This is a genomic window from Enterobacter cloacae complex sp. 277I4 (assembly GCF_050031465.1).
In the GTDB taxonomy this organism is placed as follows: Bacteria; Pseudomonadota; Gammaproteobacteria; order Enterobacterales; family Enterobacteriaceae; genus Enterobacter; species Enterobacter cloacae.
Genome location: NZ_JBLGWC010000001.1, coordinates 594,556 through 607,457, shown reverse-complemented (window position 1 = coordinate 607,457; position 12,902 = coordinate 594,556). Strand labels below are relative to the sequence as shown.

9 protein-coding genes are annotated in these 12,902 nt (G+C 59.6%); 4 read left to right on the top strand and 5 right to left on the bottom strand.

Features of this window, described 5'->3' with window-relative positions:
- Positions 1 to 29: 29 nt before the first annotated feature.
- Positions 30 to 1,418 (top strand): PLP-dependent aminotransferase family protein, encoded by a 1,389-nt coding sequence (locus ACQG19_RS02880; RefSeq protein WP_222169209.1) that lies wholly within the window; start codon positions 30 to 32, stop codon positions 1,416 to 1,418.
- An 86-nt stretch (positions 1,419 to 1,504) separates the two neighbouring features.
- Here ACQG19_RS02880 and ACQG19_RS02875 read toward each other — a convergent pair whose 3' ends face one another.
- Positions 1,505 to 1,666: a DUF1127 domain-containing protein gene (locus ACQG19_RS02875; RefSeq protein WP_020687816.1), complete on the bottom strand. Its 162-nt coding sequence runs from the start codon at positions 1,664 to 1,666 to the stop codon at positions 1,505 to 1,507.
- 176 nt (positions 1,667 to 1,842) lie between these two features.
- Between ACQG19_RS02875 and ACQG19_RS02870 the strand changes: the two genes are divergently transcribed.
- Positions 1,843 to 3,261: a PLP-dependent aminotransferase family protein gene (locus ACQG19_RS02870; protein ID WP_029882201.1), complete on the top strand. Its 1,419-nt coding sequence runs from the start codon at positions 1,843 to 1,845 to the stop codon at positions 3,259 to 3,261.
- A 100-nt stretch (positions 3,262 to 3,361) separates the two neighbouring features.
- Here the strand turns inward: ACQG19_RS02870 and ACQG19_RS02865 are convergent, their stop codons facing one another.
- From ACQG19_RS02865 to ACQG19_RS02855, 3 genes are all read right to left on the bottom strand, one after another.
- Positions 3,362 to 4,483, bottom strand: coding sequence for a cupin domain-containing protein (locus ACQG19_RS02865; RefSeq protein WP_013095420.1), 1,122 nt, complete (start codon positions 4,481 to 4,483; stop codon positions 3,362 to 3,364).
- 136 nt (positions 4,484 to 4,619) lie between these two features.
- Positions 4,620 to 5,216, bottom strand: a complete 597-nt coding sequence (locus tag ACQG19_RS02860) for an ATP-dependent Clp protease proteolytic subunit (protein ID WP_013095419.1) — start codon at positions 5,214 to 5,216, stop codon at positions 4,620 to 4,622.
- 63 nt (positions 5,217 to 5,279) lie between these two features.
- Positions 5,280 to 6,050 carry a DeoR/GlpR family DNA-binding transcription regulator gene (locus ACQG19_RS02855; protein WP_013095418.1) on the bottom strand — a complete coding sequence of 257 codons (771 nt, stop codon included), beginning with the start codon at positions 6,048 to 6,050 and terminating at the stop codon, positions 5,280 to 5,282.
- A gap of 81 nt (positions 6,051 to 6,131) precedes the next feature.
- On the opposite strand from ACQG19_RS02855, the gene ACQG19_RS02850 reads away from it, so the two are divergent.
- Positions 6,132 to 6,518, top strand: a complete 387-nt coding sequence (locus ACQG19_RS02850) for a VOC family protein (protein ID WP_040020193.1) — start codon at positions 6,132 to 6,134, stop codon at positions 6,516 to 6,518.
- A 179-nt stretch (positions 6,519 to 6,697) separates the two neighbouring features.
- Complete coding sequence (locus tag ACQG19_RS02845; RefSeq protein WP_023620669.1) at positions 6,698 to 7,315, top strand: response regulator transcription factor; 618 nt, start codon at positions 6,698 to 6,700, stop codon at positions 7,313 to 7,315.
- Between the two features lie 3 nt (positions 7,316 to 7,318).
- On the opposite strand, the gene ACQG19_RS02840 is transcribed toward ACQG19_RS02845, so the two are convergent.
- The gene (locus ACQG19_RS02840; protein ID WP_102751730.1) at positions 7,319 to 12,901 is read right to left on the bottom strand and encodes a trifunctional serine/threonine-protein kinase/ATP-binding protein/sensor histidine kinase; all 5,583 of its coding nucleotides are present in this window, start codon (positions 12,899 to 12,901) and stop codon (positions 7,319 to 7,321) included.
- Position 12,902 lies beyond the last annotated feature (1 nt).

Here is a 12,902-nt window from a genome sequence, read left to right as displayed (position 1 = left end):
GATACAAAAAACATAAAATGAGGTAGGACATGAAGCCGGGCTATCACGACATTTACACCCGCTATCGCGACAACATTACGCGCGGCGTGCTGAAGCCTGGCGATAAGGTGCCCGCCATTCGCGTACTGGCCGAAGAGCTCAAGGTGGCGCGCAAAACCGTCGAAACGGCGTATGCTATTTTAATCGGCGAAGGGTACCTGGTGAGCCAGGGCGCACGCGGCACGCGGGTCAATCCCGATCTCTTGCTGCCCGCGACGCCGGCTCCAGCGGATCACACCACCGGTACACTCCCGGCATCGCTTATCAGCCAGCGTGAACGAGCGGGTTTTCTGCGCCCCGGCATTCCCTCCCTCGACAGCTTCCCCTATAAAAAATGGTTACTGCTGGCAGGCCAGGCGACGCGCTCGATGCGCCCGGAAGAGATGCTCAATCCGCCGGTGCTGGGCTGGTATCCCCTGCGCCAGGCCATCGCCCGCTATCTGAATATCTCCCGCGGGCTCTCGTGTACCGCCGAACAGGTGTTGATCACCAGCGGCTACAGCGGCAGTCTGCGCCTGATCCTCGATACGCTCGCCAGCCGCAGCGACAAAGTGGTGTTTGAAGACCCAGGCTATTTCATGGGCCAGCAGCTGCTTAAGTGGATTGTGCCACGTCTGCACACCGTGCCGGTCGATCGCTGCGGCATCGACACGGAGTACCTGTTGCACCATCACCGCGACGCCCGTTTTGCTATCGTGACGCCCTCTCACCAGAGCCCCCTGGCGGTAACGCTCTCTCTGCCGCGTAAACAGCAGCTTCTCGACTGGGCGAGCCAGAACGGGGCGTGGATTATTGAAGATGATTACGACGGAGAATTTCACTATACCCGCAAGGTGCTGCCGTCGCTGAAAAGCCTCGATCGCCATGATCGGGTGATCTTTATGGGCACTTTCAGTAAAACCATTATGCCCTCCTTACGCATGGGCTACATCGTGATGCCCGCCAGCACGGTTGAGGCATTTACCGACTGCGCGGACATCGTCGCCAGCGGCCAGCCGGTGTTGACGCAAAAAATCCTCACCACCTTTCTCAACGAGGGCCATTTTTTCCGTCATCTTAAGAAGATGCGCGCCCTGTACCAGACCCGCCGGGAGTGGATGATTGCCGCCCTGCGTGAAGTATATGGCGATCTGTTTTTCACCGAGCAGAACGACGGCGGAATGCATATCGTGGCGTTTCTGGCGAAAGGCAGCAACGATCGGGAGGTGGCGTGCTGCTGGCAAGCGCAGCAGCTGCAGGTGAATGCCCTTTCAGAGTGGTATCGCGGGTCGGGCAAACGTTACGGGCTGGTGATGGGCTATAACAACGTGCGGTCATATCAGGAGGCGGTGGATTTGCTGGAAAGACCGAAGCGGCAGACACTTACGCTGTTGAGCTAAACATCGCCCGGTGGCGCTACGCTTACCGGGCCTACGGGATCGAGTAGGCCGGGTAAGGCGCAGCCGCCACCCGGCGGCGACGTGTCTCACACATCATACCGCGACAATCCAACGTCCTTGAGCTGCTCGTCGCTCATCTGGCTCAGAATGCGGCGGGTACGGTTGACGCGATACCAGTTACGCAGCGTTTTCGCTACCCACACAAACGCGATAAACGGACGTTTTGAACGATTTTCGTAGAATTCCATGATGCTCTCCTCACCGTGTCAGTGGGGCTATGATCGTGGAAAACGGCTTTAGCAATACAGACTCAAAAACAACTTTTGTTTAACATACAGATCCGCTAAAACGGTATCTGCATGCCGTTTTTTGCGGCAATCTGTACTGGTTTTGTAATCTGTATGGTGACAACAAAGGATACAGCATGACGCGCTACCAACATCTGGCCAATCTACTGGCAGAACGCATTGAACAAGGGCTGTATCGCAGCGGTGAACGTCTGCCGTCGGTACGCGCGCTGAGCCAGGAGCACGGCGTGAGCATCAGCACCATACAGCAGGCCTATCAGATCCTCGAAAACCTGCAGCTCATCACTCCCCAGCCGCGTTCCGGCTATTTTGTGTCTAAGCGCAAGGCCCAGCCGCCGGTGCCGGCCATGACGCGCCCGGTGCAGCGCCCGGTGGACGTCACCCAGTGGGATGAGGTGATGATGCTGCTGGATGCCCGCGCCGACAAAGAGATGATCTCCTTTGGCGGCGGTTCGCCAGACGTTAACCAGCCGAGCCTGAAGCCCCTGTGGCGTGAGATGAGCCGCATCGCACAGCACAACCCCGCCGAAATGCTGAGCTATGACGTACTCGACGGCCGCCTTGAGCTGCGCGAGCAGATCGCCCGGCTGATGCTCGACGGGGGCTCCACCGTGGCGGCGAACGAGATTGTGATCACCAACGGCTGCCACGGCGCGCTCTCCATCGCCCTGCTGTCGGTCTGTAAACCAGGAGACATTGTGGCGGTGGAGTCGCCGTCGTTCCACGGCACCATGCAGATGCTGCGCGGGTTTGACATCAAGGCGATAGAAATTCCGACCGATTCGCAAACCGGGATCAGCATTGAGGCATTAGAGCTGGCGCTGGAGCAGTGGCCCATCAAAGCGGTCATCCTGGTGCCCAACTGCAATAATCCGCTTGGGTTTATCATGCCGGAGTCGCGTAAGAAGCAGGTGCTGGCCCTGGCCCAGCGGCACGATATCGTGATCGTCGAGGATGATATCTACGGCGAGCTGGCGGCGGAATACCCGCGCCCGCGGACCATTCACTCCATGGATATTGATGGCCGCGTGATCCTCTGCAGTTCGTTTACCAAAACCGTGGCGCCAGGGTTACGCGTCGGCTGGATTGTGCCGGGACGCTACTACGACCGGGTGATGCACATGAAATACGCCGCGGGCGGGTTTAACGTGCCGGGCACGCAGATGGCGGTGGCGGCGTTTATCCGCGACGGCCATTATCATCGCCACGTGCGCCGTATGCGCCAGATTTATCAGCAGAATATGGAAACCTATACCTGCTGGGTACGGCAATATTTTCCGGCAGACATATGCGTGACGCGCCCGCAGGGCAGTTTTTTGCTGTGGGTGGAGCTACCGGAGAAGGTCGACATGGTGTGCGTCAGCAAGCAGCTGTGCCGGTTGAAGATCCAGGCCGCGGCCGGGTCGCTGTTTTCCGCGTCCGGGAAGTACCGCAACTGCCTGCGGATTAACGTGGCATTACCGCCGACGGATAAGCATCGCGAGGCATTGAAGAAGATGGGTGAAGCGATTGTGATTGCGATGGAGGAGGGCTAGTGCGGCCTGATGCCCTCACCCCGGCCCTCTCCCACAGGGAGAGGGAGAAAACCGCCGTTGTAGGCCCGGTAAGCGCAGCGCCACCGGGCAACAGGCCGCACTACTCGTCGAAATACCAGTACCCCTGGTTAATCAGCCCGGTGAGCTCCTCGACAAACGCCGGGTTGTTCAGCGCATCGCCCAGCTCGGCCTGGCCCAGCTCAGTGTAGCGGCACAGCGCGTCCGCCGCCTTCGCGTCGACTGTCTCGAGCTGTTCACTGTTGATAAAGAAACTGCCGTTGATATTCAGCACGCGCAGGCCGCTCAGACGAGACAATCTCTCCCCGCCCTGCAGCGCGTCCAGCACCTCCTCGGGCGCATACGGTGGCTCGGCGGCGGCGATATCCAGCTCGTGACGTGGCGTGGAGACAAAGCTGCCGAACCATTTTGTGAAATCATCCGGCTTACCGATCATGTCGATCATCATCTGGCGAATGCGATCGAGCTCGTACTGCTCAATGCGCCCAGGGTGTTCGCGGCAGGTCAGATCCGGATCGCTGTAATGCTCTCCGCCCAGATCGTTTTCCAGCGCGTAATCGGCAAAGCTGCTGATCAGATCGCGGCCGTTTGGCCCCCGGAAACCCACAGAGTAGTTCAGCGCGGTTTCATGGGTGAAGCCGTCGTGCGGGAATCCAGGTGGAATGTAGAGAATATCGCCGGGCGCCAGATCTTCGTCGATGATCGGTTCAAACGGATCCACGTGCAGCAGCGCCGGATGTGGGCAGAACTGACGCATCGGCAGCTTGTCACCCACGCGCCAGCGACGGCTGCCCATCCCCTGAATGATGAACACATCGTACTGATCGATATGCGGGCCCACGCCGCCGCCCGGCACGGAGAAGGAGATCATGAGATCATCCAGACGCCAGTCCGGCAGCACGCGGAACGGGCGCACCAGCTCCGCCGCCGGCATGTGCCAGTGGTTCACCGCCTGCGCCAGCAGCGACCAGCCGGTTTCGCCCAGGCCGTCAAAGTGCTCAAACGGACCATTGCTGGCCTGCCATTTGCCGTTGAAATGGCTCACCAGACGGCTATCGACCTCCGGCTCCATCGCCAGGCCTGCCAGCTCGTCCGGGGTAATCGGGTCGACAAAATTCGGGAAGGCATTTTTCAGCACAACGGGTTTTTTTTGCCAGTATTTCTCAAGAAATTCCGGCCAGTTCAGGTTCAGTTGATACGCCATGGATAGCACCAGTGAGAGGGGAAACAGGCGCGATTATAGGCAAGAAGGCAGAGGGGGAACTTGTCATGGGTCAAACCAGCACGCGTAGGTCGGGTAAGGCGTAGCCGCCACCCGACACGTACACGGCGTTAAAAACTTAATCCAGCTTCAGATCGTCATAATGGGTAATCAGTTTACCCACAATGCCGTAATCCAGCGCTTCGGCCGGAGACATCCAGAAGTTGCGGTCGGTGTCTTTTTTCACTTTTTCCAGCGGCTGGCCGGTGGCATCAGCGATCAGCTTGTTCACCCGGTCCAGCATGCGGATGATCTCGCGCGCTTCAATCTCAATATCCGTCGCCTGACCGCGCACGCCGCCCAGCGGCTGGTGGATCATAAAGCGGGTGTTTGGCAGCGAGTAGCGATGCTCTTTTTTCGCCGCCAGGAAGATGGTGATCCCGGCGCTCGCCACCCAGCCGGTACCGATCACGTGCACGTCCGGGCGGATGAACTTGATGAAGTCGTGAATGGTATCACCGGCTTCCACGTGACCGCCCTGGCTGTTGATGTACAGTTTGATCGGATCGTTGCTCACGCTTTGCAGTAGGATCAGCTGGGTGATGACTTTCTCTGCCAGCGCCTGGTTGATTTCACCGGAGATAACAATCGAGCGGGATTCCAGCAGCTTCTGCTGCAGTGCGCTCTGTGTCCCTTCCGCTTTATCCTTATCGCCGTCTTTCAGTGTGTAGTGCATTGTTATGTCCTCAGCATTTAGCGCTCAAAACCAGAGTGTAGCCTGTTTTACCCGTGAAAGTCCTCAGGCGCACACAATGCGAATGTCCTGGGCCGCAAACGCGTCGACAACGCCCTGTTCCAGCGCCTCTTCTACCACCAGCACATCAATGTCCTGACACGTCGCCACCACAAAGCGTGCTACGCCGGGAAGTTTGTCTGCCGTCAGGGCCACGATGGTCTGGTTGCTCTGGGCGATAACCGCCTTTTTGAATTCGCAGTCGGCAAAATCAAAGCCAGTGAGTCCCATCTGCGGATCCATCGCGCAGCCGCCAATAAAGGCCTGATCGAAGATAATGCCCTGGATCTGACCCGCGGCCGTGGCGCCCACCGACCCGCCTGATGCCCGTTGGATCTGACCGCCGGTGATGATCACCTCGCACAGGGGATGGCGCAGCAGTTCCGTGGCGATGGCCGGGGAGTTGGTCACCACCGTGACGTTGAGATCCGCCGGGAGCGCTTTCGCCAGCGCCAGGTTTGTTGTCCCCGCGTCAATAAAAATGCACCCGCCCGCCTGAACCAGCGTTGCTGCTTTCTGCGCGATTGTGTGCTTTTCTGCACTTATTTTCTGCTCGCGGCTTAAAAAATTACCCGCATCCGGAAGCTGAAGCACCGCGCCGCCGTAGACCTTTTTGCAATACCCCTCTTTGCTAAGTTCATGTAAATCACGGCGAATCGTGTGCTCGGATACGTTCATCTGGCTCGCCAGCTCGGTACAGACCACCCTTCCGCTCTTCTGAAGGATCTGGCGGATCCGCGCTTGTCGCTGTTCAGGAAAAGCTGCATAATCGAGCATTGAAAGTCCTTTAAAAATTCTAATCGAGTATCAATGCGCATAATGTTGCATAACCGTGCAACACAAACAACGAGGGTTACAATGAATATTGCACATGTCGCACTCTGGACCCGCAGCCTTAAGGCCCAGGTTCAGTTCTGGGAAACGGTGTTTAATGGCCGCAGCAACGCACGCTACGTCAGTAAAAATCGTCCGGGTTTTGAATCCCATTTTATTACCCTTGATGAGGGGCCGACGATTGAGCTGATGACCATTCCGGACCTGCCCGACGCGCCTGCCCACCCGGAATTTATCGGCTGGGCGCATATCGCCATCAACGTCGGCGGAAAAGCACAGGTGGACAGCATGGCGGCACAGGCAAGGGCAAACGGCACGCTGCTTAGCGCCCCGCGGATGACCGGGGACGGCTTCTATGAAGCGGTAATCGCGGACCCGGACGGCAATCGCATTGAGCTTGTCGGTGCATAAAAACAGCGTTTCGTTCCTTCACCGCCCCTGCTCCGGCTCGCTATACTTCATATGGTTATCATATTGTTAAATGATAATGATATTTAATGTGTTAAGATGAAAGTCAGCATAAACAGTCTCTTACGTAACCGAAGGGACGGTTTGCATCCTCGACATTTAAATCAGCACCGGGGCGGTGAATGGAACACATTGTGTATGTGGTTGATGACGATGACGCCGTCAGGCAGTCCGTGACCGGGCTACTGGAATCGGCAGACCTGAACGCTATCGGCTTTTCATCGGCAGAAGCATTTCTTCAGCACCGCTTCGAGGATCTGCCTTCGTGCGTGATCCTCGATATGCAAATGCCCACCATCTCCGGTTTTGAGGTGGCTGATGCCCTCAGGGACAGCGGGCGTGAGATCCCGATTATTTTCCTCACCGGCCACGGCACCATCCCGATGTCGGTTCGCGCCATCAAAGGCGGGGCCTACGAGTTTCTGACCAAACCGGTTGAATCCGCCGCGCTTATCGACGCCATTGAATCCGCGCTCCGGCTGGCGGAAAACAACGCCGTGCGTAACAAAGAGCATTACGCCCTGAAGCAGCGCCATATGTCTCTTACCCCGCGCGAACATGAAGTGCTCCAGCTGGCGATAAGCGGCCTGCTGAACAAGCAGATCGCCGCCGAGCTTGGGGTGAGCGAAATCACGGTGAAAGTCCATCGCCGCCGCGTGATGGAGAAGATGCAGGTGCGCTCCGTGGCAGAGCTGGTCAGGGTCGTGGAACGCCTGAGCAAAAGTCTGCCAACGGAATAGCCGTTACCCTTCCTGTGCCGCAAGCGGCAGCGTAAAGGCAAAGACGGTGCCGTGCGGCTCCCGGCGGCGCGCGCTCAGTTTTCCGCAGTGCCGCTCAATGATGCTGGCGCTGATGGTCAGCCCCATCCCCATACCCTGCGCTTTGGTTGAATAGAACGAGTCAAAAATCTTCTCCAGCCGCTCAGGCTCTATGCCGCTGCCGGTATCGGCTATCTCCACCAGCACTCTCCCTTCTGCATTGCTGGTGCTGATGGTGATGGTGCAAGAGCGATCTTTCACCTCGGCCATCGCCTCTACCGCGTTCATCACCAGGTTGAGCAGCACCTGCTGGATCTGCACGCTGTCGCCGGTGATAAAGCTATCCTGCGCCTGCAAAAGGTAATCGACGCTAATGTGTCGCTGCTCAAGCTCGCTGCGCGACAGCGCGATGATATGGTGGACCAGGTAGTGCAGATCGATGCGTGAGAAGGTCGGATCCTGCTTGCGCGTCAGGGACTGAATGCTGCGGATGATCTCCCCCGCCCGCGCCCCTTCAGCGGCGATCTCCTCCAGCCCTTCGCGCACTTTATCCAGCCGGGCTGGCTCCCGGTTGAGCCAGCGCAGGCTCGCCCCGGCGTTGGAGACGATCGACATCAGCGGCTGGTTGATCTCATGGGCGATCGAAGAGGTCAATTGCCCGACGGTGGTCGCCCGGGAAACGCGCGCCAGATCTGCCTGCGCCACCCGCATCGCATCTTCCGCCGCCCGCTGGCTGGTAATGTCGGTGATGATGCCGTAATACTCGTTCACCTCGCTGCCCACGCCCACCGGATCGCCAATCCCGAGAATATAGCGGGTTGAGCCATCGGTACGGTTAATGCGGAACTCCGCCCGCATGGAGAGCCCTTCGCGTACGCTTTGGGTGACGATGGTACTGATCCGGGCGTAATCATCCTGATGCACAAAGGTCAAAAACTCCGCCATGGAGATCTTCTTTTGCTGTTCAGGCAGGCCGAGGATGCGGGCGTACTCCTCGGAGATAAACATCAGATCCTGCTCCAGCTCCCAGCGCCAGCTGCCGGTGTGGCTGATCTGCTCGCCCAGCATCAGCGAGGTTTGGCTGGATCGCAGCTCTTTCTCCACGCGACGACGCTGGATGTTTTCCGCCAGCAGCTCGGCATACAGGCGCGCCGTCTCCAGCGAAACCGCCGCCTGCGCCCCCAGCAGGCTCACCACGCGGGAGTGCTCGGCGGTAAAGACCTCCGGCATCAGGCGATTTTCCAGGTAGAGCACGCCCACCAGCCGCGCCTGTTTGAACATCGGGACGCACATCACGGCCGCCCCCGAGGTCACGAGATAAGGATCCTGACTGAAGGGGTGGAACTCTTCCGGCTTGCCGGTGCGGATCTCCTGTCCGGTGCGGATCACCGCCGCCAGCACCGACAGCGGCATATCGGTCGCCATCGGGACCTCTTTCAGGATCCGCACCCGCACGCCGTCGGTACTGGTCCACGCGCTGGCCTCGATCTCCGGGATATGGTTGTCGCTCACGCGCAGCAGCAGACCGCGCTGCGCCCCGGCCCGTTCAAGCAGCAGCGTCATCAGGTTTTCAATCAACCGCTCAAGGTTAATTTCTTCAGACAGCGCGCGTGACGCCTTGATCACGCTTTGCAGATCGCGAATCACTTCATTCTGCGCGAAAGCCACCGTGTCGTACGCGCTGGCCTGAGCGGAGCTCAGAAGATGCGGAAAATCCTGCTCAAGCTGGCGCACTTTTGCCTGTGCACCGGCGCGGCCCCAGGCGGCGATCGCCCCGCGGAAGTGGGCGTCCGAGGCGGTCGGATAGCCGCAGGCAAGGGCAAAGCGCCCTGCCAGCTCGTGGGCCAGCGCGTTCAGCGGATTAAAACCGCCCTCCCGCGAGAGGCGCACCGCTTTCTCATACTGCTCAAGCGCAATGCTGTTCATCCCGTCCAGACGCACGATTTCGGCGTAAATCAGCGCCTCTTTGTCGGCAAACGTGCCCGGATTAATCCGCGCCCAGAGGGCGATTTTGTCGTAGTGGGCGTGAATGCTGCGACGGTGATTCGCCGAGAAGGTCTCCGGCGTCAGCTGTCTGGAAAGCGACAGGGCGCTGTAGAGATGGTAATCCAGCAGGTGAATGTGGCCTGGCGCAGACCATGCGAACCAGCCCGCCTGCTCCAGCTCCGCCTGCGCGGCGGCATACTCCCCGCAGGTAAAGTGCGCCATCCCACGGTACAGCCAGTACCAGAACAGCATGGTCGAGGTCTGCTCCGGGGCCTGCTCAGGTGCCGCTGGCAACATCGCTTCAGGGAGTACCTGCGCGGCGCTCCAGGTGCCGATGACCGGCGTACGCAGAAACTCAACGTAGCCGCGCTGGAGCATCAAAATCGTTTCGATGTCCTGGAAGTGGGTTTTACGGACAAAGGCCAGACCGCGATCGATGCTGGTCAGCACCCCGTCCAGATGATCGCCCCGCGAGAGGAAGTTGATCACCTGATGGCAGGCCGCAAAGCAGGCCACCGTCATATCACCGTGAGTGACGGCGGCGGTAAAGCAGGCTTTGGCGCACTCGATGGTGAATGACAGCGGCTGGGTCCAGACGCTGAGCTGATCGAGCGGCAGCAGGGTTTTGGCTTCAAAGGCATCGTAGCCGTGACGGTTTACCAGCTCGCGGGCCAGCGTGCCGTACTGGAAACCAAGGCGATACTCGGCGTAGCGTTGGCCAATCAATACCCCAAACCAGGCCATCGCCGTGGTGGAGGCGCCGGTGATACCGTGGTCGAGGGTCAGGTGCATCATGCGACAGAGCAACAAAAAGTGCAGGCGCGGACAGATAAAGCTGGCGCAAATGCTGGCGCTATACAGCAGGTTCATCACCGCTTCGGTTTGCGGGTTGTCCATCTGCGAGAGCTGGACAAAATGCTGTTGCGGCGCGTCACCCACGCGGTTGCAGAAGTGTTTCCAGGCTTCGTCGCACTCGACGTCTTCCGGGTAGTGGCTGATCTGGATACCAAAAATCCCCAGCCAGCACAGCGCCGCCTCCAGCGCCAGACGGCTGTCGGACTGGCGAATATAGACTTCCACCAGCAGGTTAGCCGCCAGCGCTTTTTCAGTCAGCCCGCCGGGGCAGCCGAGGATCGCGTCACACAGCTCGCGGGTTCGCTCCAGGTGGCCGAGCGCAAATTCACAGCCCGCCTCTTCGATGTCGAGCATAAAGTCAGACACCGTCCCGGCATTGCCCAGCGCTCTGGCGGTCTGAATGTAGCTCAGGGCCGAATGATAATCGCCGGTGCGCTTCGCCCGCCGTGCGGCCAGCAGGCTGAGCTCGCGGAACATCTGGCGCTGCGGCGCAGGCTGAATGCTGTCCAGCGCGGCCGTCACGTGGTGCACGGCGCGGAACAGCAGTTCGTTCCCCGCCGCCTGACGCGCGGCCTCGGCCAGCAGGCTGGCGGTGGTCAGGTGCAGGTGGCTCCTCTCACGCTGATCCAGCAGTGCGAAAGCAGCCTCCTGCACCCTGTCGTGGGTAAAGGCATACGCTTTTTCCGTCAGCACAATCAGCTGCGCCATCACCGCCGGGTGGAGCGCATAACGGATTTCCGCCACCGACATCCCGACCACGCGGCACAGCATCTCCAGCTCGCCCGTGCCGCCAAGACAGGCAATGCTGCCCAGCAGACGACGCGTCTCGTCGGGCATCTCTTCGAGCTTTTCCAGCACCAGGGTGACGACATTTTCGGTGTAATGCCGGGCGCGGATCGCCTGCAGATCGTACTGCCATTTGTCCTGATACTTGTTATGCACCACCAGCCCGTCATCAACAATGCGGCGGAAAAACTCATGCACGAACAGCGGGTTGCCGCCGGTTTTTTCGTGGATAAGCGTGGCGAGGTCGGTTGTTGTGGCGCTGCGCACGCGAAACAGCGTGCCCAGCCAGCGTGCTACCGCCTTCACCGTCAGCGGCTGCGGGATAATCTCGATGGCGTGTTGCGCCGACGCCGGCAGGCTCGCGAGCTGCTGCTGTAACGCGGGATCGGACAACGAGGCGATGTCCCGGTGCGCCACCACCAGCAATAGCGGAATGGCACCGCAGGTACCCAGTAAATGCTTCAGCGTTTGCAGGCTGGCGGCGTCGCTCCACTGCAGATCGTCAAGCAGCAAGACCAGCGGACAGCCCTGCGAGGCAAAGGTTTTAACCAGCGCCAGCACCATATGGCTGAAGCGGGCCCGGGCATCAATGGAAAATGTATCTGCCGAGAAGCGAGGTTTACTCTCCAGCAGCAACCCCAGCTCGGGCACCAGGCTGACAGCCAGCTCTTCATATCCTTCCAGGGCGCGCGAGAGGCGGATTTTCCACTTCGCCACCTCTTCCGCGGGCAGCCCGAGCAGGTGCAGCGTCAGGGTGCGAAACGCCGAGCTTAATACCCCGTAGGGTAACGTCGGCGAAAACTGATCGACCTTGCCCACCGCCAGCAGCACCCTGCGCTGCTGCAACGTTTTTAACGCCGTGGCGATGATCGAGGATTTACCGATCCCCGACGGCCCGCCGATCGTCACCAGCTCCGGCACAATGTTTTGCCCCACCCGCTCAAACGCGGCGATGACGTCGTTTGCCTGCGGATGCGCCGCAAACAGGGAGTCCGCCAGATGGATCGCCGGCGTCCGGTCCTGCTGGCCGGGCGTAAAGGCGACGATCTCGCCTTCGGAGGTTAACGTCGCCTGACAGCGTCGAAGATCGGCAATCAGCCCGTCGACGGTCTGGTAGCGGTTATCGGGTTGCTTCTCCAGCAGCTTGAGGATGATGGTCGACAGCATGTCGGGCACATCGGGGCGCAACACGGCGGGAGAAAGCGGCTCAGAGGCAATGTGGTAATGCGCCCAGTTGGTCTGCTCGTTCTCGCCGAGCTCAAACGGCAGGCGTCCGGTCAGGAGCTCATAAAGCACAATGCCCAGGCTGTAGAGATCGCTGCGGCAATCGACGGCCCGCTGTGTGCGGGTGGTGTGCTCCGGGGACATATAGGCGGGCGTACCGCCAGAGACGGCCAGCCGGGTCTGGGAAAAGGCCCCGGAGATACTGCATGACAGGCCAAAGCTGCCCAGACGGCAGGTTGAATCGTGATGAACAAAGATATTGCCGGGCTTGATATCACCGTGGATCAGGTTTTGCAGGTGCATCTGACGCAGCGGCGTGCAGATCTGGATCGCCAGCTCGATAAACCGGGCGATCCCCGAGATCGCCCTGCCCGCGCGTCGCGCCAGCAGCTCAAACGAAAACGGCGCATACACCAGTGCAAAACGCCCCCGGTACTGGGTGGAGGCCACGGCGCGAATGGCCCAGCTGTCCTGCAGGTGATCGCGCAACGCAAACTCATTTTTGAGCAGCCGGGTGGCCCGCTCTTCTTCTTCGTCGCTGACCGCGGTGGCAATGATAAAGGAGCCGCCAGAATGAGGATGTCGGGCGTTCATCCAGGAGATCCCGCCCTCCTGCGCCAGCACGGTAAAAATGACATCCTCTTTAAGGACAAAAACCCGCCCATCATGGAGATTTCCCTGGGCGGGCCAGAATGCAGGCAGCTCGTTTTCGTTCATC

Excerpts from the sequence above, each read along its gene's own strand:
- ACQG19_RS02880 (WP_222169209.1), top strand. The coding sequence starts at position 30 with ATGAAGCCGGGCTATCACGACATTTACACCCGCTATCGCGACAACATT.
- ACQG19_RS02875 (WP_020687816.1), bottom strand. The coding sequence starts at position 1,666 with ATGGAATTCTACGAAAATCGTTCAAAACGTCCGTTTATCGCGTTTGTG.
- ACQG19_RS02870 (WP_029882201.1), top strand. The coding sequence starts at position 1,843 with ATGACGCGCTACCAACATCTGGCCAATCTACTGGCAGAACGCATTGAA.
- ACQG19_RS02865 (WP_013095420.1), bottom strand. The coding sequence starts at position 4,483 with ATGGCGTATCAACTGAACCTGAACTGGCCGGAATTTCTTGAGAAATAC.
- ACQG19_RS02860 (WP_013095419.1), bottom strand. The coding sequence starts at position 5,216 with ATGCACTACACACTGAAAGACGGCGATAAGGATAAAGCGGAAGGGACA.
- ACQG19_RS02855 (WP_013095418.1), bottom strand. The coding sequence starts at position 6,050 with ATGCTCGATTATGCAGCTTTTCCTGAACAGCGACAAGCGCGGATCCGC.
- ACQG19_RS02850 (WP_040020193.1), top strand. The coding sequence starts at position 6,132 with ATGAATATTGCACATGTCGCACTCTGGACCCGCAGCCTTAAGGCCCAG.
- ACQG19_RS02845 (WP_023620669.1), top strand. The coding sequence starts at position 6,698 with ATGGAACACATTGTGTATGTGGTTGATGACGATGACGCCGTCAGGCAG.
- ACQG19_RS02840 (WP_102751730.1), bottom strand. The coding sequence starts at position 12,901 with ATGAACGAAAACGAGCTGCCTGCATTCTGGCCCGCCCAGGGAAATCTC.